This is a genomic window from Paenarthrobacter sp. 10N417 (genome assembly GCF_056394745.1).
Window position 1 is genome coordinate 1 of sequence record NZ_JBFTIL010000037.1, and the last position, 20,862, is coordinate 20,862.

Consider the following 20,862-nt stretch of genomic DNA (forward strand, 5'->3'; position numbering starts at 1 on the left):
GGCACGCTGGCACGCTCCGTGCCCTGCTCCGCGATCAACGCATCAAGGGACTCAATCCACTCCGCGGTCTCTTCCGGATCACGATCAGGCAGCTGGGCAGTCAACCCGCTGAGGATGTGTGAGGTCTCTTCTCCTGCAGCCACGTCCAACCTTCCTTCATTGAATGTCTGGGCGCTTGCTCTGTGGGGGCGCTCAAGGAATTTCGTATTGTGAGAATAAAATTCTGCAATTCGAGATTACGTCTGCCGATGGGCAGCGTCAACACGGATTACGCAACCGCAACAGTCAACTGGGAAATGCCCCGGCAATCAACCGAATGTGACCCTCCATACACTTGTGACGCCTTGACGTGACGTGACGCGAGTCATAGAGTGTTTTCACTATTCAATAACTTGTTTCCGCTATGTGGAAACAGTACGAAGTGGAGATCCACGATGCAGACGTGGCTGCGGCTGTCACCATTGCTGAATCCTTGGTCCGGCTCGGCCTCACGACGTCCAAGGTACGCACCTATGCAACGCCGCGTCCGAAGACTGTCATAGGCTGGCCGATAACAGCAGCCCAACCGACTTCAGCCCAGCCCACTGAAGGGCAGCCCGCTGACGCTGGCTACAGAAGCTGTCTAAGGCGATTCCCCGAAAGGCCACCACATGACTGACCCACGCCCGCCCGCAGACCCAAGGGTCGCCGTCGTGACCGGTGCCGGCTCCGGCATTGGGAAGGCCGTAGCCCGGCTCATGCTCGCCGACGGTTATCGTGTGGCGTTGGCTGGGCGTCGCGAAGCGCAGTTGCTGGAGACCGCGGGCGACCGTCCGGATGCCTTGGCGGTGTCGTGCGATGTGACAGAGCCCGACGACGTTGCCCGCCTTTTCGAGGCAGTCCGCCAACGCTGGGGCCGGGTTGATGTGCTGTTCAACAATGCAGGCATCTTCGGGCCAGCCGGCGACGTTGGCGAGATCGACGTCGATGAGTGGGAGGCCACGCTGCGCGTCAATGTCACTGGCTCCATGCTGTGCGCCGCTGAGGCTGTGAGGACCATGAAGACCCAGGAACCGCAGGGTGGCCGCATCATCAACAACGGCTCCATCTCTGCACATTCGCCCAGGCCCAGGTCCGTCGCTTACACGGTGACAAAGCATGCGGTGACCGGCCTGACCAAGAGCATTGAGCTGGATGGCCGAGACTTTGGCATCACGTGCGGGCAGATCGACATCGGAAATACCCGCACCGAGATCATGGACACCATCGGAGTCGGCTCAGGTGCGTTGCAGGCCGATGGCAGCCGTCGGGTGGAGCCGATGTTCCCCGTGGAGGACGCAGCCCGTGCTGTGCTGATGATGGCCAACATGCCGGCGTCGGCCAACGTTGGTTCCCTGGTGGTCACAGCCGCGGGCATGCCGTTCATAGGCCGCGGCTAGCATCAAAGTACCGCCCCAAACCGTGGGCCCGTGCCGCCACCACCCACTTTGCTTTTCGAATGCCCGTGACACGCCTGCAGGAGGGTGTGTCACGGGCATTTCTGCGTCAAAGAAGGTGGGGGACGCACCAACATCCAAGCTCCAAACCGGATGTGACTTTCCACAATATGGAAATTCAATTTCCCCTTGCGGAATGATGTGAGCAGGATTACATTTGAAAACAACCCCCAAATGTGGGGCTGTTCCCAACTGATTGGTTCAGATCAATGAAGATCCCAGACTCTGCGGCGCTGAAGGCGAGTTCGGCCCCGCTGAAGAAGAAGCCACTGTATAAGTCGCTCTTTTTTCAAATCCTGATCGCCGTCGTCGCAGGTGTGCTCATCGGTCATTTTTGGCCGAACCTCGGGTCCACCCTCCGGCCGCTGGGTGATGGATTCATTCAACTCATCAAGATGATCATCGCCCCGCTGATTTTCCTCGTGATCGTCACGGGCATCTCGGCAGTCGGCGACGTCAAGGCGGTCGGAAGGGTCGGGGTCAAAGCACTCCTCTACTTCACCTGCGCCACCCTTTTCGCCCTGGTCTTCGGACTCATCGTGGGCAACATCGTTCAGCCCGGTGCCGGCCTGAACATCGATCCCTCCACGCTTTCCCAAGAAGCCGTGGACGCAAAGACGGGCCACGCAGTTCCCAAGGATGCGGCGGCCTTCCTTCTGGACGTCATCCCCACCAGTGTGATCGGCGCCTTCGCCAACAACAGCCTGCTCCAGGTGTTGTTCTTCTCCGTCTTCTTCGGTGCCGCGATCGTGGTCATCGGTCGCCAGCGTTGCCTGCCGGTGATCAGCCTCATGGAGACCGTTCTGGAGCTGATCTTCAAGATCATGTCCTGGATCATGAAGGTAGCTCCGATCGGTGCCTTCGGCGCCATGGCCTTCATCATCGGCCAGTACGGGCTGGGCACACTTGGCACGTATGCGCTTCTGATCGCCTCCTGCTACGGAGCCGCCATCGTCTTTATCGGCCTGCTGTTCCTGGTGGCCTGGGGCTTCGCCCGCGTTCCGCTCTGGCACTTCCTGAAATACACCCGCGAAGAATTCCTGCTCGCGCTTGGCACGGCCTCCACTGAAGCGGTCATGCCGCGCATCATGACCAAGCTGACCAACGCCGGCTGCTCCCGGGCAACCACCGGTCTGGTGGTTCCCACCGGCTATTCCTTCAACCTTGATGGTGCAGCGATCTACCTCTCCATCTCCCTGCTGTTCCTGGCCCAGGCGTTCGGCCACCACCTGGACCTCGGCCAGCAGTTGGCCGCGCTGGGTGTGCTGCTCCTGACCTCCAAGGGCATGGCCGGCGTCCCGGGCTCATCGTTCCTGGCCCTCTCGGCCACGGCTGCCGCCCTCGGCATCTTCCCGGTTGCCGGCGTAGCACTCCTTCTCGGAGCCGATCGCCTCATGGACTCCATGCGCGTCGTCGTCAACCTGCTGGGTAACTGCGTTGCCACGTTCATAGTTGCCAAGTGGGAAGGCCAGTTCGACCGCAGCGTCATGGTCCGTGCTTTCAACGGCGAGATTACCAACGAGGATTCGGCCATCATGCTCGGCCAGGAGGAAGTCTTCGAGGAACAGGAACTCGAACGCCTCAGCGAGGGCCACCACCCCTCACCGAAATTCCGTGGAGGTCCAACGGCAGACGAAATTCCGCAATTCGAGATGAGCAAGCCAGGGCAACCAGCAACGCCGATCTGCCCCGACTAACTCCATAGTTTGAGTGCAACTGATGCCCTTGAGACTTAGGTCTTGAGGGCATTAGCTGTGTTAGAGGGGAAGCAGTTCCGAGAGGTCCGCGCGCAGTCCGGACGCGGCAACACGGCCAGCCGAGACTGCGTCTCCCCAAGAAATTCGGCCCGTTACCAGCTCAAGCCAGGTGGCGGCGTCGCACTCTATGACATTCGGGGGAGTGCCGCGGGTGTGGCGGGGCCCCTCCACACATTGCGTGACGCCGAACGGGGGCACGCGGACCTCCACCGAATTGCCGGGTGCGCGGGCGGTGACTTCCTCGAGCGAGTAGCGGACCGCCGTCGCGATCAAAGAGCGCGACGGCGGAGCGGCACCGGTTTCGCCGGAGGCACCTTCAGCCGAGCCTCCGACGGCGAATTGCCAGGCTGCCAGCGCAGCGCGGCCCTCCTCGACGTCAATGCGGCGTCGTGCAACTGCCATGGTTTCTTTCCTTATATAACTAGGTGACTCAGTAACGGGCCGGCTCAGTCGAGCATCGCGGATACGGCGTGGCCCAGGCGGATCTTGCCCACGGGCCGCCCGCCGCCCAGCACAGGTTCCACGACGCGTTCCAGGACGTTGGAAACCGCGGGAATGTCCACCGCGCCACTGACGGCAAGAAGGGTCAACCCCACCAAGGACGTAGCGCGAAGGTTCCCATCGAGCATCTTGACCGCGACGGTGGCACCGGTGGACGTGGCAAGGACCAGGATGCCCTCGGCGCCAATCTTGGCCAGGATGTCCAGCTCTTCCATGACGATCGTGTTTGACTCGCCCTTGCCTTGGACCGCCCACGGGTAGTCCAGCATGGAGGTGGCGATGGTGGCTGCGCGTGCGTTTGAGGAAGAATCGCCCGGCGACTTCGCCAACCGCGAATACGCCCGGGCCAGTCCGGTCAGCGAGATCGCCGCAACGGGTGCTCCGCAGCCATCAATGCCCAAATGCGAGATCGTTTCGCCGCTGTATTCCTCAATCACGGACCGCACACGTTGCTGCAACGGATGATTCGGCTCAAGGTAACTGCGAAGGTCCCAACCGTTTTCCGTGCAGGCCCAGAGGAAAGCCGCGTGCTTTCCGGAACAATTGAAGGCGAGCCTGGTCTGGCCGCGCTCGGAGCGGACAAGCCAATTGCGGGCGGTTTCGTCCTGCGGCCAAGCTGTGGGGCACTGAAGCTGATCCTCGCGGACACCTGCCGCTTTGAGCATTCCCTCCACTACGTCCATGTGATCCAGGGAACCGGTGTGGCTTCCGCAGGCGACAGCCACCTGGGCGCCCCGAAGCGGGACGCCGGACTGCATGGCAGCGAGGGCCTGGAATGGTTTCAGGGTGGAGCGGGCCAGAATGGGAGCATCGATGTCACCGAGCCGGGTGACCACGCTTCCGTCACCGGCAAGGACGACGGCAGCACCGATGTGCCGGGACTCGATAAAGCCACTGCGTTCGATGACTGCCAGTTCGACGGCGGACTCAACGTTGAACGTTTCATGCGAACTCATGGGCATGAGGCCAGTCTAGGGCGCGACGGCTGTGTTCACTGGTCACATGCGCGGTCCCGGATCCAGTCATCCGTTGCCGGGGAAGGACACAGCTTAGGCCCCGCGCCTTACACAAAGTACCCTTGAAGACTGTGAAGGTACTCGTCATTGGCCCAGGCGGCCGCGAACACGCCATTGTCCGCTCTCTGCTTGAAGATCCCAACGTTTCCGAGGTCCACGCGGCTCCGGGCAACGCGGGCATCAGCAAACTCGTTCCCACGCACGCAATTGACGGGAACAACCCGGAAGCCGTGTCCGCGCTCGCCACCAAGCTGGGCGTGGACCTGGTTGTCGTCGGTCCGGAGGCTCCCCTGGCCGCCGGTGTGTCCGACGCCGTCCGTGCGGCCGGGATTCCGGTCTTTGGACCCAGCAAGGAAGCAGCCCAGCTCGAAGCGTCCAAGGCGTTCGCCAAACAGATTATGGCTGAAGCGGGCGTTCCCACGGCCATGGCCCGCGTTGCCACCAACGCAGAGGAAGCCGCCGATGCCCTGGCTACATTCGGCGCCCCGCACGTTGTTAAGGACGACGGCCTCGCCGCAGGCAAGGGCGTTGTAGTCACCAACGACCGCGAGGAAGCCCTCGCGCACGCGCAGGCATGCTTCGACGCCGGTGGAACAGTTGTCATCGAAGAGTTCCTCGACGGCCCCGAAGTTTCCCTGTTCGTCCTCTGCGACGGCCGCACTACCGTTCCCCTGTCTCCGGCGCAGGACTTCAAGCGCATCTTCGATAACGATGAAGGCCCCAACACCGGTGGCATGGGTGCTTACACTCCGCTCGAGTGGGCTCCCGAAGGCCTGGTTCAGGAAGTCATCGACCGCGTCGCCCAGCCCACTGTGGATGAGATGGCCCGCCGGGGCACACCCTTTATCGGTGTGCTGTACTGCGGCCTGGCACTCACCTCGCGCGGCACGCGCGTCATCGAGTTCAACGTGCGCTTCGGTGACCCCGAGACGCAGGCAGTCCTCGCACGCCTTAAGACCCCGCTCGGTGCGTTGCTGCTGGCAGCTGCCAAGGGCGAACTGGACACCGCAGAGGAGCTGCGCTGGTCCAAGGACACGGCAGTCGCCGTCGTCGTGGCCGCCGAAAACTATCCGGACGCTCCCCGCACTGGCGATCGCATCCGCGGCCTGAAGAAAGTGGACGAGCTCGAAGGCGTCCACGTTGTCCACGCCGGCACCAAGCTGGACGAGGAAGGCAAAGTGGTTTCGGCCGGCGGCCGCGTCCTCGCGGTGGTCGCGCTCGGTTCGGATCTGGTGGAGGCCCGCGAAAAAGCGTACGACGGCGTTGAGCTGGTTCAGCTTGAAGGCTCGCAGTTCCGTACGGATATCGGAGGCAAAGCCGCCCGCGGCGAAATCCGAGTGCCCTACGCAGCCACCGGAACCATCCCGAAAGTACAGGCCTGAGCATGACTGATTCCCTCCCCACAGGCGGTTTCAAAACCGAGACCCTGCAACTTCCGGGCTGGACGCATATCTATTCCGGCAAGGTTCGTGACCTCTACGTCCCAACCGATGAATCCATCACGGAAAAGGTCGGCCAGGAATGCGTACTGGTGGTTGCCAGCGACCGCATCAGTGCCTATGACCATGTCCTGAGCAGCGAAATCCCTGACAAGGGCCGCATCCTGACGCAGCTCAGCCTGTGGTGGTTCGACCAGTTGGAGGTTGAGCACCACGTGCTGGCCTCCACGGTTGAGGGTGGCGTTCCGGCCGCCGTCGAGGGCCGTGCCATGATCTGCAAGAAGCTGGAGATGTTCCCGGTGGAGTGCATCGCCCGTGGTTACCTCACCGGTTCCGGGCTGGAGGAGTACAAGCATTCCCGCACCGTCTGCAACATCCCGCTTCCCGAGGGGCTTGTTGACGGTTCCCGCTTGGAGAAAGCACTGTTTACGCCATCTGCCAAGGCCGACGTCGGCGAGCACGACGTTAACATCACCTATGACGACGTCGTGGCCATCGTCGGTGACGACATCGCCGCACGCCTCAGCGAACTCACGCTGAAGATCTACACCCGTGCTGAGGAGATTGCCCGCGAGCGGGGCATTATCCTTGCCGACACCAAGGTGGAGTTCGGCCTCGACACGTACACGGGCATCATCACGCTGGGCGATGAGGTCCTCACCCCGGACTCCTCCCGTTTCTGGGACGCATCCACTTATGCGCCCGGCAAATCGCAGCCCTCGTACGACAAGCAGTACGTCCGCGACTGGCTGACCTCGGACGAGTCCGGCTGGGACAAGTCCTCGGACACGCCTCCGCCTGCCTTGCCCGTTGAAGTCGTGGAGCGCACCCGTGCCCGCTACGTGGAAGCCTACGAGAAACTCACAGGGCGCACGTTCGCCTAGGTAATCCAACTGAGTCGCAGTTAAGCGCGTTTTGACGGCTCAGAACGCGCTTAACTGCGACTTACTTGGGTTTAGCTTGCCTCGGAATGGGATTCGGAGTGCGCTTCCGGGTGTGATGCAGCAGCGCGGCGTTCCGCCAGCCGGATCTCCAGGACCGCATCCATGGCTTGTTGCACCCGGTCCGAGGCGCCGGCTGCACTGAAGTCGTGCTGGGCCTCTTCCAGGTAGTGCAGGGCCTCCGTGGTTTCACCGGCTGCCTTCAAGGACTTCCCCAACAACAGCGAGACTTCGCCAGCTGTGTGGCGGGCCAATACCTTGCGGTCTTTGTAGATCTCGCGAAGCTTGTCCACTGCGGCCGGAATATCGCCCGTCAAGTAAAGCCAGCGGGCGCGGATGAAGGCTACTTCAAGCTGGTCCGTCTTGTTTCCGCCGACGATGGACAGCGCGAGCTCGGCACGTTCAATGGCGGACAGGGTTTCGGGCTCAACAATGCCGGACGACAACCTGACTGCAGCCGAGGCCTTATTGAAGCGGGCCCACAGTTCAATGTCGTTGGCGGGGGAGAGCAGCTTTGCCGCGCGCTCGTGGTGCTTGATGCCCTCCACATAGTCGTGTCGCATGAACGCAACGTTGCCCACCACCCAGGCGACCTCGCCGGCCAGCTGGGACATGGAGTGCTCGTCCATGTGCTCGATCATCGTCAGGCAGTACTGCCAGGCTTCGTCCAGCTTGCCGCTCTCGGCGAGGGCACCGATCAGTGCGCGGTGCGCCCCGATGATCAGCGTGGATCCCTTGGGCAGCTGCTCGGACAGTTGCACGGCCTTCTTTGCATGCTCGACGGCGGTGGCCAGCTGACCCTGTCCGTGACAGACCGCGGCGAGCATCTGCCAGGCCCGCACACCAAGCCCTGCGGACTCTGTGGCCATGGGATGCTCCAGCAGGTGCTCGACAATTTGCTGGCATTCCTTGAGCTGGCCTTGCTTCATCACGCATTCGGCCTGCATATAGGTCATATTCCACCAGGCGCTGTTGTTCTTCGCCTCGAGCGCGATCTGCGCCGCAGTTGCTGCATGGCTGGCCGCGAGTTGGTAGTCGCGCAGGTCCCACGCTTGCCGGGCATACAGGCCGGCCAGCACGTACTCGGCATCGCTTACCGAAACGGGTTGGCTCCAGGCTTCCAAAGCCTTGGGCGCCAATTCCAGCCTGCGCGCCAGCTCTTCGATGACCTCGGCAGTAGGCTCGCGTCGACCTGTCTCAAGCAGCGAAATGTAGCTCGGGGAATACAGGTTTTTGCCCAGTTCTGCCTGCGTTAACCCGCGTTCGAGCCGTTCGGCACGTAGCTTCTCGCCGAATCCGTTTCCCACGGGGCCCTCCTACAGGTGTCTTTTCACCAAAACCTTGACAGTCTCTGTGGAAAACATTTTACAATGTATGTCAACAGGGACCGTGCAATTTCCGTAACGAATCCGACTCGCATTGGGGAACATTATGTTCAAGAAAATGGCCGCTTCGGTGGCCTTGGCAGGCGCTCTCGCTTTTACGGTTGCGGCTCCCGCAGTCGTCTCTGCTGCTGCAGCGGCAGATTCCGGCTCGGTAAGTGCTATTGGAAACTGGCCCGATCCTATGAGGTCCACCACCACGACACCTACCAAGTCAGGTGACACGACGTACACGACGTCGTCCATCGGCAACTGGCCGGATCCTATGTAAATCAGTAAATACTGAAGAAGACCCCGGAGCGTGACGAGCGATGCTCCGGGGTTTTCTTTTGCCCGGGGACAGGCGCGTGGGTCTACAGACTGCGGCTGCGACACCCACACTCGAGTAGATCCGGACAAACAAAAATGGCGCCGATTTCTCGGCGCCATTTTCGTGTTTGGTCGGGATGACAGGATTTGAACCTGCGACCTCTTCGTCCCGAACGAAGCGCGCTACCAAGCTGCGCTACATCCCGATCCGCTGCGAAAGCAACTGTTCAAGGATAGCTGAATCGCTGCGGGATGCGAAATCGAGGAGGGGGTGTCGCTCCTCACACGAGCGAGTCCCGCCATGCTCCGTGGAGCCGGGCAAACTGGCCACCACCAGTGATCAGCTCGGCCGGTGTTCCGTCCTCAACAATCCGGCCGTCGTGGACCACCAGCACCCTGTCTGCTGTCTCCACGGTGGAGAGGCGATGGGCAATGATGATGGCGGTACGGGCAGCGTTCTGGCCTGCAACACCCTCCAGAAGGTGGGCGAGTCCTGCCTGCACCATCCGCTCGGAAGGAATATCCAGCGAAGACGTGGCTTCGTCCAGGATCAGAATGGCAGGCGCGGCGAGGAAGGCCCTGGCGAATCCGATCAGTTGACGCTGGCCCGACGAGACTCGGCCACCACGTTTATTGACATCCGTGTCATATCCTTCGGGCAAGCTCATGATGAATTCATGGGCGCCCACTGCTTTGGCCGCGGTCTCCACTTCGGCTCGGGAAGCTTCAGGCCGGCCCAATGCGATGTTTTCCGCCACGGAGCCGCTGAACAGGAAGGCTTCCTGGGTCACCATGACCACTGCGCGGCGAAGGTCGGTGGTAGCCAGATCGCGAAGGTCAATGCCGTCCAACGTGATGGCGCCTGACGTGACGTCGTAGAAGCGCGCAACGAGTTTGGCCAGGGTGGATTTGCCGGCGCCTGTCTGTCCCACCAGTGCAACGGTTTGGCCAGCGGGAATGTGCAGGTCCAGGTTTGGCACAACCACCTTGCCATCGCTGTATCCGAACTGCACGCCCTTGAAGTCGATCTCGCCGCGTGAACTCTTCAGCGGTACAGGGTTCTTTGGCGGCCGGACGGTGGGCACCTCTTCGAGGAGCCCTGATACTTTCTCCAGCGCCGCCTGTGCGCTCTGGAATGAGTTGTAGAACATGGCCATCTGGTCCACCGGTTGGAAGAAGCGCTTCGTGGACAGGATGAGTGCCAGGAGGACGCCCACGGCGAGGTCACCACTCAGCACCCTGAACCCGCCGAACAACAGCACTGCCGCCACACACACGTTGCCGATCAGCACCAGACCCGGCTGGAAGATGCCATTCAGGTTGATGGAGCGGACGGTGTTCTTGCGGTAGTCCTCAGCCAAGGCGCCGTAGCGGTCGGCGTTCTCGCGCTCCTTGCGGAAGGCCTTCACCGCACGGATGCCTGTCATGGTTTCCACGAAGTGCACGATCAGCCGGGCCGAAACCACCCGGGATTCCCGGAACGCGATCTGTGAATGCTTTTGGTACCAGCGCGCGAGTAAGAACATGGGCACACCCGCCGCAAGCATGATCAATCCACTGCGCCAGTCCAAAGCAAACACGGTGAATGCTGTGAAGAGCATAAACAGCATGCCCGAAGCCAGGGAGCTCACGCCGGAGTCAAGCAATTCCCGCAGCGCCTCGAGGTCCGAGGTTTGACGGGCAATGATGCGGCCGGATGTGTACTTCTCGTGGAATTCAAGGCTCAACCGCTGGGTGTGCCTGAACACGCGTACCCGGAGGTCCAGGAGCATGGCCTGGCTCAATTGGGCTGTGGACGTTACGTAGAGGGCAGTCATTGCAGCAGTGGCGATTGCCGCTGCCAGGTACAACGCACCGGCGAGCACCAACGGTGCATTGTTGCCGGCCTGCAATGCGGGCAGAGCGGTGTCGATGCCAAAGGCGATCAGGGCTGGCCCCGCCACCCGGGTGAGCTGCGAAACCACCACCATCACGATCGTCATCCAGAAACGCAGCCGCACCGGGCGGATCAGCGAGCCCAGCAAGGCGAGCGACCGGCGTCGTACTGCTTTGCTGTCCGCTTTGCTCAGGAGCGTGTTGTCTTCGTTGGCGGTTCCAAAAGTTGTGGCGCTCACCGTCGGGCCTCCTCGGCGTCTTCGAGTTCATCCAATTCGCTGTCCAGGTCCCTCGGACCGGTATCCAGGCTTGCGATGACGTAGCGGTAGTGAGCGTTTTCAGCCAGCAGTTCCGTGTGGGTTCCGACGGCGGTGATGGTTCCGTTCTCGAGCAACGCCACGCGGTCCGCCAATGCCACGGTCGAAGGGCGGTGCGCGACGATGAGGGTGGTGGTCTCGTGCAGTACCTCGCGGAGCCGGGCTTCCACGCGTTCTTCGGTGTTGACGTCCAAAGCCGAGAGGGGATCGTCCAGGACCAAGACTTTTGGCTTCGCTGCGATGGCACGGGCAAGGGCTATGCGCTGCCGCTGGCCACCCGAAAGGCTCAAGCCTTCCTCGCCGATCAGCGTGTCCACACCTTCCGGCAAAGAGTACGCGAAGTGGGCTTGGGCGACGTCCAAGGCTTCATCCAGGGCTGCGTCGCTGGGTTCAGGGGAGCCGAGCAGGACGTTGTCCCGCACAGAGCTGGAGAACAGGGTGGTGTCCTCGAAAGCCACCGCAACGATGCGCCGGAGTTCCTCGATGTCGTAGTCGCGGACGTCCACGCCATCAATCGTCACGGAGCCTACTGTGACGTCGTAAAGACGGGGGACCAGTTGGAGCAGGGCGCTCTTGCCGCTGCCGGTGATGCCCACCAGTGCCATGGTTTCGCCGGGACGAATGTCCAGAGTGATGTCGTGCAGGAGCGTACCGCCGTCGTCGAATCCGAAGCCCGCATGCTCAAAGCGCAGGGCGCCCTTCACCGTTGCCGGCAGCTCAGCATGATCCGGCGAGGTGATGGTGTTCGCGGTGTCCATGACTTCGAAGTGCCGGTCCAATGCAGTCTTGGCAGTCAGCGCCATGGCCAGGAGCATGCCGGAAAATTCCACGGGAGTGGCCACCACGGCGGCGGTCGCGAAGAACGCAACCAGCGAGCCGATACTTAGCTGGCCGCTTGCCGCGAGCATGATGCCCACCACCAGGCCGACGCCCAGCGCCAGCTCAGGCAGCAACGTGACCACCAGGGTGAAGCCGGCTTGCTGCTTCGCCTTGGCAATCTCTGTCTGCCGCAGCTCTTCTGCCTGGCCGTTGAAATTCTCCAGCGCTTCGCGGCTGCGGCCGAAAGCCTTCAGGACGCGGATGCCGTGGACGGACTCTTCCACGGTGGTAGCAAGATCGCCGGCCTGGTCCTGGCTGAGGCGCGTGACCAGGCTGAAGCGACGGCGGAAGCGGAACGAATTGACCATGATCGGCACGGCCGCGCCGAGGAAAATCAACGCCAGTTGCCAACTCATGGAGAACATGACTCCGACGCCGATGATCACCGTCAACGTGGTGACCACCAGCATGATCGCGCCGAACGCCATCCAGCGGCGCAGAAAACTCAAGTCCGTCATGGCTCGGGACAGCAACTGCCCGGAACCCCAGCGGTCATGGAAAGACACTGTGAGTTGCTGGAGGTGACCATACAGCGATACACGCATCCTGGTCTCAACCGTCGTGGCCGGGTTGATCACGAACTGCCGCCGCAAGGCCACCAGTCCGGCTTCAGCCACACCAAGCGCAAGAATCACGACGGCGGCAATCCAGACAGCGCCTGGGTCACCGCCCGGTTGAAGCGAGGTGTTGACCAAAACACGCAGCACTTGCGGGATGGTCAGTGCGACGATGCTGGCGAGCAGGGCGCAGAGGAGACCCATGAAAAGCCGGGGGAGGATGGGCCGCACATGAGGGTACAGGCGGCCGACGGATGTGAAGAATGACGTTTGTTTGGACATGCCCGCTTCTCAACAGCTGGATCTTCAGATGGTGCGGAGGTAGTTTCCCGTAGCAACTACCCTATGCCATGCCGTGATTCGTTTCACAGGACCACACTTTGCTATGTGGAAAGTTCGCCAACTTATTGAGATTCGTAATGGTCCCTGCGTTTGGCTGGCCGTCGCGTTTAGCTGGGCGTGGCGTTGAGTTCGGCGTCCCGTGGACCTGGGCGGCGTTTAGCTGGGGGCAGTGAGGGTGAGCAGGACCGCTTCCGGGCGGCAGGCGATCCGGACCGGGGCGTAGCGCGAGGTGCCGATGCCTCCTGAGACGTTGACCGGCGTCGTGAATCCATCGCTTTCCCAATCGTGGAGGCCTTTGGCCCGCCATGTCGGAAGGTCGCAGTTGGAGACGAGGGCGCCATAACCCGGGATGCAGATCTGGCCGCCGTGGGTGTGTCCGGCGAGGATCAGATCTGCCGCGGCCTCGGTGAAATGATCCAGCACGCGCTGGTACGGAGCGTGGATGACTGCCACCCTCAGGTGGGGACGGGCATCCTGGTTCACGGTGCCTCGAGGCCAACCGGCATAACGTTCGCGCTTCAAGTGGGGATCATCCACGCCCGAGAAATCGAAACGCAGGCCATCTAAAACCACCGACTGGGCGCGGTTGGTGAGGTCGATCCAGCCTCCCATGCCGAATGCAGACCGCAACCTGGGCCAGTCGAGCTTGATCGGATCGGTCCTGAGCTTCGACGGTCCACGGAAGTAGCCCGCAGGGTTCTTGATCCTTGGTGCGTAGTAGTCGTTGGAGCCCGGGACGAAGACGCCGGGAAATTCCATGAGGGGCCGGAGAGCGGTGATCAGCGGATCGACGGCCTGTTCGTGGCTGAGGTTGTCGCCGGTGTTGACTACAAGATCGGGTTTCAGATCCGACAAAGACTGCAGCCACTCGGTTTTCTTGTCCTGTCCCGGAACGAAGTGGATATCGCTCAGGTGCAGTACGCGGAACGGATCTGAACCCTCGGGGAGGATGGGGAGAGTCTCATGGCGGACTCCGAACTGGTCCTTTTCCCACCAACCGTAGGCAGCAGCTGCCGCACCCGCAGTGGCACCGAGGACAGTAGTGACGGCGAAACCGCGCCCGACAGTGCGGACGCGGTTTGCCAGAGAATCACCAAAGATCACGGTTAGTCCTTGCCAGGGCCGTTGCCGTTGCCATTGCCGTTGTTGCCGCCGTTGTTGGTAGGAGTTGTCGGCGGGGCGGGATTGTTCTGCGTGGGTGCTGGCGCCGTATTGCGCTGTGGAGCAGGGCCTCCGAGGAGGTTGGACGGCGGCGCTTGGAACGGGTTGGTTCCATATGCAGGGGCAACGGACAGCATGTAGTTCGTGAACTGCGGACCAGCAATCATGTAACCGTCGATGGACGGGTAGAACTTGCCGTTAACGGTCAGGTTACGTCCTGGGCGCTTTTGGTCACCCAAGGGATCACCGAACCAGGAGGCCGTTGCCAAACCGGTGGTGTAGCCGACCACCCAGGTGGAACCGTTGGTGTCGTTCGTACCGGTCTTGGCGGCTACGGGGAAGTTCCTGGAGTTCAAGGCTGGCCGGATCAGGGAGCCAGAGCCCTCGTCGAGCACCTTCCCCATCGCGTAAGCAACTCCTCGGGCAACCTCAGGTTTGATGGCATCCTTGCAGTTGGAGGATTGCGCCGGGAGATCGGCACCGGACTGGTCCTTCACCGAGGTAATCGCAATTGGCTGGCAGTACTTGCCATCGGCAGCGAACGTGGCGAAGGCGCTGGCCATCGTGAGAGGCGCAGTCTGCGTGGAACCAATGAGGTTACCCAGAGTGGTCATGGGCACCTTGGGATTGGGATCCGTGATCTTGCCGGTGTCATCCCGGGCAGGCAGACCCCCATGGACACCCGTCGCATCAACAATGCCTTGGATGCCGCACAAGTCCAGCTGGGAAGCTGAAGCAAAGGTGGCCGTGTTAATCGAGTTCATGAGGCCGTACAGGACCGTCATGTTTCTGTAGTAACCCTCGTCCGAGTTCTGCAGGTCGAAAGTGCCGTTGGTGGCGTCATACCAGCCAACAGTGGGCGCAGGGCAGGTATTTCGCCACCGGAAGTTCTGGGGGTACCTGCGTACCGAAGCATTAATCGTCGTATTCATCGACTTGCCCTCGTTCAGCCATTCGGCGAACGTAAACGGCTTCATGGTGGAACCCGGCTGGAAGCCGCCAATGCCGTTGAGGTCGTTGCCGTCGGCATCGAGGACGTCCACGTTGAAGTTTTGGGTCTGATCGAACTTGCCGTCTTGGGGGAGCCAAACGGTGTTCTGGGCCATGCTCACGATCTGGCCGGTACCCGGCTGGACCGAGACGATCGAGGCGCCCCACTTATCCGGGTTGGCACCCGCCGTCCCATCAACCTGCTGCTGGGCAACGGTCTGCGCGGTGGGGTCCAGGGTGGTCCGGATGGTAAGGCCGCCACGCATGATGCGCTTCTCGCGCTCGTCCGAGGTCTCGCCGTATGCAGGGTTGTTCAAGAGCAAGTGCAGTACGTAGTCGCAGAAATACGGAGCCATGGTGGCGTACGCGCAACCCTGGCGCGCAGGAGTGACCTTGGTGGTAACGGGAGTGGCCACCGCTTCGTCGTACTCTGCCTGGGTGATCTTGCCCTGGTTCACCATGGCAGCCAAGACAAGGTCGCGGCGCTTCTTGGAGTTATCCGGGTTGGTGATCGGATCGAAGGCGGACGGGCTGTTCACCAAACCAGCCAGCAAGGCTGCCTGTGGAAGAGTCAGATCCTTTGCAGTAGTGCTGAAGAAGAATTTGGAGGCAGCTTCAATGCCGTAGGCGTCACGGTTGAAGAAGACGATGTTGAGGTAGCCCTCAAGGATCTGCTCTTTGGAGAACTTCTTCTCCAGGGCAATCGCCAGCTTCATCTCGCGGAGCTTATCGCCGACGCCCTTGTTCAGGCCGTTCAGCTTGACGTCTTCGTCCTTGCCGGACGCGACCAGCGATTCGTTGATGACGTTGTTAACGTATTGCTGCGTAATGGTGGACGCGCCCTGCTTGTTGCCGCGGGCTGTGCTCACGATGGCTCGCATGATGCCGGTGGTGTCAATGCCGCCATGCTCATAAAAACGGCTGTCCTCGATAGAGATGACAGCGTCCTTGATGAACGGGCTCATTTGATCCAGCGGAACCTTGGTCCGGTTCTCAGCGTAGATCGAGGCAATCGGTGTGCCGTCCTTCGCCAGAATCGTTGTGTTCTGGCTGGGCGGATCCACCTGCAGCTCTGCCGGCAGAGTGTCAAAGAACTGGATTGAACCACTTGCGGCACTGCCCGAAACGGCGGCTGCGGGGACCAAAAGGCCCGCCACCAGGACGCCACAAATCGCGCTCACGCCAAGGAAACCTAAAATCTTTCCGAGGGTGGTGGCAGTGTCGAATATGGGGTTCTTGCGAGTCACCATGTTTTCCACTTTACCGGCAAGGGCTAGGCTTTCTGTCATGACCAAATGGGAGTACGCCACGATTCCGCTCATTATCCACGCCACGAAGCAGATCCTGGACCAGTGGGGCGAGGACGGTTGGGAGCTTGTGCAGGTCGTCGGTGGACCCGATGGCAAAGGCCTTGTTGCATACCTGAAGAGGGAGAAGCAGTAACCATGACAACCCCCGCAGAAACCACGTCTGCCGCGGAATCCGGCGCTCCGACGTCGGCCGTTGAGCAGCGTCTCGCCGAACTCGGCTTGACCCTTCCCGAGGTCGCCGCACCTGTGGCCGCCTACGTGCCGGCGATCGTCTCCGGCAACTACGTTTACACGTCCGGCCAGCTGCCCTTTATTAAGGGCAAACTCGAAGCTACGGGCAAGGTCTCCCTCGGCGAGTTGGGCGCCTCTGACGAGCCCACCGTCGATCCCGAGGATGCCAAGCGTTACGCCGCTGTCTGTGCCATCAACGCCCTCGCTGCTGTGAAGAGCGTCATCGGCGACCTCGACCGCATCACCCGCATCGTCAAGGTAGTGGGCTTCGTTGCATCCGAGCCCACCTTTACGGGCCAGCCCGGCGTGATCAACGGCGCCTCCGAACTTCTCGGCCAGGTACTGGGCGACGCCGGCAAGCACGCACGCTCCGCCGTCGGCGTTTCCGTCCTGCCGCTCGACTCTCCCGTCGAAGTCGAGCTCATCGCTGAATTCAGCTAAGGAACCGGTTCACCCAATTGCCGCAGCTTGCCCGCCGCCTGTTCGCACTCCCTCCCGCACTCGAAGGGGCAGCACGAAACTGGCTTGAGCTCGGCGAGCGGACCCCCAGGGCCGCCCGCTACGCATCATCCGTCGTCCTCTTGCGGGACTCACCCACCGGTCTGGAGACCTGGCTTGGTTACAGGCCAGGCTCCTCGCCGCTGGGCGTCGTCGCGTTCCCCGGTGGATCCCTGGACCCGTCCGACGACGACCCCGTCGGTTGGTTGGGTCCCTCACCGCAGTATTGGGCTGAGCACATGGGAACGGACGACGTCGGACTCGCCCGCCGCCACGTTGTGGGCGCCATCCGCGAACTCTTCGAGGAAACCGGCGTCCTCCTTGCCGGCCCAGACGCTTCCTCCACTGTGGAGGCCAACTCGACCGTGGAATGGATGAAAGCCCGGGAAGCTGTGTCCAGCCAGGAGAAATCCTTCAGTGAAGTACTCGCCAAGCGTGGCCTTTCACTCCGCACGGACCTGCTGAAGCCCCTGGTCAACTGGCTCAGCCCCGACTTCGCCCACACCCGCTTCAACACGCGCTATTTCGCGGCTACAGTCCCCGTGAACCAGCAGCCGAGCATTCTGGGCAGTAAGGGCGTATGGGGCCGCTGGGTTTGTGCGGCCGAAGCCATCGCCATCCGCGACACCACAGCCCTCGGCGACGAAATAGCCCAGGAAAACACCGTCGGACTTTCCCTCGGCCAACTCCTGGTGCCCGGGTCCGAAATCATGCTCGAAAAAATGGCCCATGCCAACGGCTGCATCGCTTACCTAAGCTACAAGCGCAAGGCCCACGTGTACCAACCCAAACTGGTGGACGAGGGTGGAGTGCTGATGCTCGAGGTCGAGGCCGCCAGGACCGTAGCCGGAGAGCCGCAGCGGGAGCGCTAAATCGGACGCTCTCTCACATCCCGACGGGTTTTGACGGATCCTCTCTCACATCCCGACGGGTTTTGACGGATCCTCTCTCACGTCCCGACGAAAAAAGCCGCCCCGGTTCATCACCGGGGCGGCTTTTTTGCAAGTAGAAATTAGCGCGAACGCTGGCGGAGCCGCTGCATGTCCAGAATAACGACGGCGCGCGCTTCCAGGCGCAGCCAACCGCGCTGGACGAACTCGGCCAGTGCCTTGTTGACGGTTTCGCGGGAAGCGCCCACCAGCTGGGCCAGTTCTTCCTGCGTGAGTTCATGGGCAACCAGGACGCCGTCGGTGGCCGGACGGCCGAAGCGGTCGGCCAGATCCAGGAGCGCCTTCGCGACGCGGCCCGGGACGTCCGAGAAGACGAGGTCGGACAGTGAATCGTTGGTGCGGCGGAGCCGGCGGGCGAGGGCCTGCAACAGCTGCGCGGAAACCTCGGGACGCGTGCGGAGCAGCGCGTTGAGGCTTTCGTTCTTCAGTCCGGCCAGGCGCGTTTCGGAGACGGCGGTGGCCGTGGCGGTGCGGGGGCTGGGATCGAACAACGCCATTTCGCCGAAGAGTTCTCCCGGGCCGAGGATGGCCAACAGGGACTCGCGGCCATCGGGGGAGGTTCGGCCGAGCTTTACCTTGCCGGAAACGATGAAGTACAGCTGGTCACCCTGGTCGCCTTCGCGGAATACCGATGCCCCGCGTGAGAGGTCCACCTCGGTGAGTTCGTCCGTCAGCAAGCGGAATGCGTCGTCGTCAAGGGTGGCGAAGAGGGGTGCGCGGCGCAATACCTCGATGTCCATGAAATCTCCTGAATATAAGTTTCGGTCGTGGCGCTCCAGCCATTGTTTCAGAATTTTTAAGCTTCTGTGACGTACTTGGCAGGAGAAACGCTGAAACGGCGCGGTTTTTGCCCCCATCGGGCCTTGTTTGCGGTGCCTTTAGACGCTCGGAGCGCACCCGTATCGTGATGGGACTAACGGTTTCTTGTCAGGGTGCCCAACTACAATTGGCGCTACCCGGTCACAAGGAGCATTGGTGTTTGGCTTGACGATTTTGGATTTGGCATTGATCTTGATGCTGCTGTCCTACCTGATCTATGGCCTGCGCAGTGGCTTCCTGGTGACACTCGGCGGAATTGCCGGTTTTGTGGTTGGCGCGATTGCTGCATTTATGGCTGTTCCACTTGTGAGCGGCTGGGTGAGCGATAGCGGTTGGAGGCTGACCGCCACGGTGGGTGCCGCCGTCGTGCTTATTGCGCTTGGCCACGGGCTGGGTACCATGATCGGGCGAAAAGTCCGCCATGCGGTGCGGATTAAGCCGTTGCACGCAGCCGACCGGTTGATTGGCGGCGTGGTCAGCGTGGTGGTCGCGGCGCTGGTGATGTCCATGTTGGCGTTCAGTATCAGTTCACTGGGCGTGCCGTTTGTCTCGCAGCAGTTGGCTGAGTCGCGGGTCATTCGATACATCGATTCGTTGACGCCGACGCCGGTCAAAACCACAATGGCCCAATTGCGATCTACGGTGATCGGCGACGGTATTCCCAAGCTGATTGAGGGCTTCGGCCCCTCCACACCGGTTACGATTCCCAACGAGTCCACCGACACTCCCGCCCTGAACCGCGCTGCCGAGTCCGTCCTGAAGATTGCCGGCACGGCCTTTGAATGCGGCCAGAACCAAACCGGATCCGGATTTGTCGTGTCGCCCGGGCGCGTCGTGACCAATGCACACGTTGTGGCGGGCGTGTCGCAGCCGGTCGTGGAAATTCCCGACGGCGGCGCGTTGCCGGGTCGGGTGGTCTACTTCGACTCCCAGCGGGACATCGCGGTTTTGGCCGTAGACGGACTTTCATCGGATCCACTGCAGCTGAGTCCAGACCTGGCAGCCGGCAGCCCCGCAGCTTTTGCGGGCTACCCGCACGGCGGTCCTTTCCAGTCCAAACCAGCAACTGTCCAAGGGATTTCGACCATCCTGGTTCCTGACATTTATGGCAGCAATCCTTCTCCCGAGTCGGTCTACAAGCTTGCGGGTGACGTCCAACCCGGTAACTCGGGAGGGCCGCTGCTCACCATGCAAGGGCAGGTAGCCGGCTTGGTTTTTGCCAAGACCACCACTGATGCGGCACTTGGGTTTGCACTCACCATGGAGGACATCCAGCCGGTGGCTGCCCAAGCTCCGGGCCTTAGCAATCCTGTTTCGCCCGGGCAGTGCACACGCAAGTAACTTTGACGGCAATTCCCGGACATTCTCCCGCCGCCTAATAGATTGGGAGCCATGACTGAAGCCACCCCCGCCACCGAAGCTGGTCGCGGCACCATTCTTGTGATCAACGGACCGAACCTTAACCTTTTGGGCACCAGGGAGCCCGAGAAGTACGGCACTTCCACGCTCGCGGACGTCGAGCAGTTGGCCATGTCAGCCGCGGCTGCCCATGGCTTCACGGTGGACTGCGTTCAGTCCAACCACGAAGGTGATCTCCTCGACGCTATCCACGCAGCGCGCGGAACCGCGGCGGGCATCGTCATCAATGCCGGGGCCTTCACACACACGTCAGTGGCACTTCGTGACGCCCTCGCCGCAGTGCAGCTGCCCGCCGTCGAAGTGCACATCACCAACGTTCATCAGCGCGAAGAGTTCCGGCACCACTCCTACTTATCCGGTGTGTGCAGCGCCATCATCGTGGGTGCGGGCGTACTTGGCTACAAGTTGGCCATCGATTACCTGGCTGAAACCGTGTAGTCCGGCGGACGTGAGAGAGGGTTCCCGGGAAGCCGTCAGGACGTGAGAGAGGGTTCCCGGGAAGCCGTCGGGATGTGAGAGAGGGTTCCCGGGAAGCCGTCGGGACGTGAGAGAGGGATTGCGGTCGTATGGTTTTGTGAGACAGCTTGATGGGAGCTTCAGTTCAGATGACCACGCCCAGAAGAAAATACGATGCGGCTTTCCGTGAGGATGCTGTGCGGCTTGTTTTGTCCACGAACCGGTCGGTGAAACAGGT

General features: G+C 61.6%; 18 protein-coding genes, 1 tRNA gene and 1 pseudogene. 11 read left to right on the top strand and 9 right to left on the bottom strand.

The window, feature by feature from the left end:
• Positions 1 to 442 precede the first annotated feature (442 nt).
• The 3 genes and pseudogenes from AC1DCM_RS25865 to AC1DCM_RS25875 all read left to right on the top strand — a co-directional run.
• Positions 443 to 577: pseudogene (locus tag AC1DCM_RS25865) on the top strand (aspartate/glutamate racemase family protein); the annotation flags it as partial.
• Positions 578 to 650: 73 nt separating this feature from the next.
• A complete protein-coding gene (locus AC1DCM_RS25870; protein ID WP_477520226.1) occupies positions 651 to 1,418 on the top strand; it encodes an SDR family oxidoreductase in 768 nt (255 codons plus the stop codon).
• 266 nt (positions 1,419 to 1,684) lie between these two features.
• Complete coding sequence (locus AC1DCM_RS25875; protein WP_477520227.1) at positions 1,685 to 3,172, top strand: cation:dicarboxylate symporter family transporter; 1,488 nt, start codon at positions 1,685 to 1,687, stop codon at positions 3,170 to 3,172.
• Positions 3,173 to 3,232: 60 nt separating this feature from the next.
• Here AC1DCM_RS25875 and AC1DCM_RS25880 read toward each other — a convergent pair whose 3' ends face one another.
• Positions 3,233 to 3,634, bottom strand: coding sequence for a sterol carrier family protein (locus AC1DCM_RS25880; protein ID WP_442018689.1), 402 nt, complete (start codon positions 3,632 to 3,634; stop codon positions 3,233 to 3,235).
• A gap of 44 nt (positions 3,635 to 3,678) precedes the next feature.
• On the bottom strand, positions 3,679 to 4,695 hold the full coding sequence (locus AC1DCM_RS25885) for an asparaginase (RefSeq protein WP_224088869.1): 1,017 nt from the start codon (positions 4,693 to 4,695) through the stop codon (positions 3,679 to 3,681).
• Between the two features lie 125 nt (positions 4,696 to 4,820).
• Here AC1DCM_RS25885 and purD point away from each other — a divergent pair, with 125 nt between their 5' ends.
• On the top strand, positions 4,821 to 6,131 hold the full coding sequence (gene purD, locus AC1DCM_RS25890; protein WP_442018724.1) for a phosphoribosylamine--glycine ligase: 1,311 nt from the start codon (positions 4,821 to 4,823) through the stop codon (positions 6,129 to 6,131).
• A gap of 2 nt (positions 6,132 to 6,133) precedes the next feature.
• The gene (locus tag AC1DCM_RS25895) at positions 6,134 to 7,072 is read left to right on the top strand and encodes a phosphoribosylaminoimidazolesuccinocarboxamide synthase (RefSeq protein WP_477520228.1); all 939 of its coding nucleotides are present in this window, start codon (positions 6,134 to 6,136) and stop codon (positions 7,070 to 7,072) included.
• Positions 7,073 to 7,143: 71 nt separating this feature from the next.
• Here the strand turns inward: AC1DCM_RS25895 and AC1DCM_RS25900 are convergent, their stop codons facing one another.
• Positions 7,144 to 8,436: a helix-turn-helix domain-containing protein gene (locus AC1DCM_RS25900; RefSeq protein WP_477520229.1), complete on the bottom strand. Its 1,293-nt coding sequence runs from the start codon at positions 8,434 to 8,436 to the stop codon at positions 7,144 to 7,146.
• A 124-nt stretch (positions 8,437 to 8,560) separates the two neighbouring features.
• Here AC1DCM_RS25900 and AC1DCM_RS25905 point away from each other — a divergent pair, with 124 nt between their 5' ends.
• Entirely contained in the window at positions 8,561 to 8,782 is a 222-nt protein-coding gene (locus AC1DCM_RS25905) for a hypothetical protein (RefSeq protein WP_477520230.1), read from the top strand.
• A gap of 167 nt (positions 8,783 to 8,949) precedes the next feature.
• Here the strand turns inward: AC1DCM_RS25905 and AC1DCM_RS25910 are convergent.
• From AC1DCM_RS25910 to AC1DCM_RS25930, 5 genes are all read right to left on the bottom strand, one after another.
• A tRNA-Pro gene (locus AC1DCM_RS25910) sits at positions 8,950 to 9,026 on the bottom strand.
• Positions 9,027 to 9,101: 75 nt separating this feature from the next.
• Positions 9,102 to 10,934, bottom strand: a complete 1,833-nt coding sequence (locus tag AC1DCM_RS25915) for an ABC transporter ATP-binding protein (RefSeq protein WP_477520231.1) — start codon at positions 10,932 to 10,934, stop codon at positions 9,102 to 9,104.
• Positions 10,931 to 12,730, bottom strand: coding sequence for an ABC transporter ATP-binding protein (locus AC1DCM_RS25920; protein WP_477520232.1), 1,800 nt, complete (start codon positions 12,728 to 12,730; stop codon positions 10,931 to 10,933). The genes AC1DCM_RS25915 and AC1DCM_RS25920 overlap by 4 nt, the downstream gene beginning before the upstream one ends.
• A gap of 216 nt (positions 12,731 to 12,946) precedes the next feature.
• Positions 12,947 to 13,894 (bottom strand): metallophosphoesterase, encoded by a 948-nt coding sequence (locus AC1DCM_RS25925; RefSeq protein WP_477520233.1) that lies wholly within the window; start codon positions 13,892 to 13,894, stop codon positions 12,947 to 12,949.
• 2 nt (positions 13,895 to 13,896) lie between these two features.
• Positions 13,897 to 16,191 carry a transglycosylase domain-containing protein gene (locus AC1DCM_RS25930; protein ID WP_477520234.1) on the bottom strand — a complete coding sequence of 765 codons (2,295 nt, stop codon included), beginning with the start codon at positions 16,189 to 16,191 and terminating at the stop codon, positions 13,897 to 13,899.
• 37 nt (positions 16,192 to 16,228) lie between these two features.
• Here AC1DCM_RS25930 and AC1DCM_RS25935 point away from each other — a divergent pair, with 37 nt between their 5' ends.
• The 3 genes from AC1DCM_RS25935 to AC1DCM_RS25945 are packed head-to-tail and all read left to right on the top strand — an operon-like array spanning position 16,229 to position 17,852.
• The gene (locus tag AC1DCM_RS25935) at positions 16,229 to 16,384 is read left to right on the top strand and encodes a DUF4177 domain-containing protein (RefSeq protein ID WP_011775990.1); all 156 of its coding nucleotides are present in this window, start codon (positions 16,229 to 16,231) and stop codon (positions 16,382 to 16,384) included.
• Between the two features lie 2 nt (positions 16,385 to 16,386).
• Positions 16,387 to 16,923: a RidA family protein gene (locus AC1DCM_RS25940; RefSeq protein ID WP_442018696.1), complete on the top strand. Its 537-nt coding sequence runs from the start codon at positions 16,387 to 16,389 to the stop codon at positions 16,921 to 16,923.
• A gap of 17 nt (positions 16,924 to 16,940) precedes the next feature.
• Positions 16,941 to 17,852, top strand: coding sequence for an NUDIX hydrolase (locus AC1DCM_RS25945; RefSeq protein WP_477520235.1), 912 nt, complete (start codon positions 16,941 to 16,943; stop codon positions 17,850 to 17,852).
• Positions 17,853 to 17,992: 140 nt separating this feature from the next.
• Here the strand turns inward: AC1DCM_RS25945 and AC1DCM_RS25950 are convergent, their stop codons facing one another.
• Positions 17,993 to 18,670, bottom strand: coding sequence for a Crp/Fnr family transcriptional regulator (locus AC1DCM_RS25950; RefSeq protein ID WP_011775987.1), 678 nt, complete (start codon positions 18,668 to 18,670; stop codon positions 17,993 to 17,995).
• Between the two features lie 235 nt (positions 18,671 to 18,905).
• On the opposite strand from AC1DCM_RS25950, the gene AC1DCM_RS25955 reads away from it, so the two are divergent.
• Together AC1DCM_RS25955 and aroQ are read left to right on the top strand one after the other, a co-directional pair.
• The gene (locus AC1DCM_RS25955) at positions 18,906 to 20,090 is read left to right on the top strand and encodes a MarP family serine protease (RefSeq protein WP_477520236.1); all 1,185 of its coding nucleotides are present in this window, start codon (positions 18,906 to 18,908) and stop codon (positions 20,088 to 20,090) included.
• Between the two features lie 51 nt (positions 20,091 to 20,141).
• Positions 20,142 to 20,606 (top strand): type II 3-dehydroquinate dehydratase, encoded by a 465-nt coding sequence (gene aroQ / locus AC1DCM_RS25960; RefSeq protein ID WP_477520237.1) that lies wholly within the window; start codon positions 20,142 to 20,144, stop codon positions 20,604 to 20,606.
• The last annotated feature ends 256 nt before the right edge of the window (positions 20,607 to 20,862 follow it).

Excerpts from the sequence above, each read along its gene's own strand:
- aroQ (WP_477520237.1), top strand. The coding sequence starts at position 20,142 with ATGACTGAAGCCACCCCCGCCACCGAAGCTGGTCGCGGCACCATTCTT.
- AC1DCM_RS25870 (WP_477520226.1), top strand. The coding sequence starts at position 651 with ATGACTGACCCACGCCCGCCCGCAGACCCAAGGGTCGCCGTCGTGACC.
- AC1DCM_RS25885 (WP_224088869.1), bottom strand. The coding sequence starts at position 4,695 with ATGCCCATGAGTTCGCATGAAACGTTCAACGTTGAGTCCGCCGTCGAA.
- AC1DCM_RS25905 (WP_477520230.1), top strand. The coding sequence starts at position 8,561 with ATGTTCAAGAAAATGGCCGCTTCGGTGGCCTTGGCAGGCGCTCTCGCT.
- AC1DCM_RS25940 (WP_442018696.1), top strand. The coding sequence starts at position 16,387 with ATGACAACCCCCGCAGAAACCACGTCTGCCGCGGAATCCGGCGCTCCG.
- AC1DCM_RS25950 (WP_011775987.1), bottom strand. The coding sequence starts at position 18,670 with ATGGACATCGAGGTATTGCGCCGCGCACCCCTCTTCGCCACCCTTGAC.
- AC1DCM_RS25920 (WP_477520232.1), bottom strand. The coding sequence starts at position 12,730 with ATGTCCAAACAAACGTCATTCTTCACATCCGTCGGCCGCCTGTACCCT.
- AC1DCM_RS25930 (WP_477520234.1), bottom strand. The coding sequence starts at position 16,191 with ATGGTGACTCGCAAGAACCCCATATTCGACACTGCCACCACCCTCGGA.
- AC1DCM_RS25880 (WP_442018689.1), bottom strand. The coding sequence starts at position 3,634 with ATGGCAGTTGCACGACGCCGCATTGACGTCGAGGAGGGCCGCGCTGCG.
- AC1DCM_RS25935 (WP_011775990.1), top strand. The coding sequence starts at position 16,229 with ATGACCAAATGGGAGTACGCCACGATTCCGCTCATTATCCACGCCACG.
- AC1DCM_RS25875 (WP_477520227.1), top strand. The coding sequence starts at position 1,685 with ATGAAGATCCCAGACTCTGCGGCGCTGAAGGCGAGTTCGGCCCCGCTG.
- AC1DCM_RS25895 (WP_477520228.1), top strand. The coding sequence starts at position 6,134 with ATGACTGATTCCCTCCCCACAGGCGGTTTCAAAACCGAGACCCTGCAA.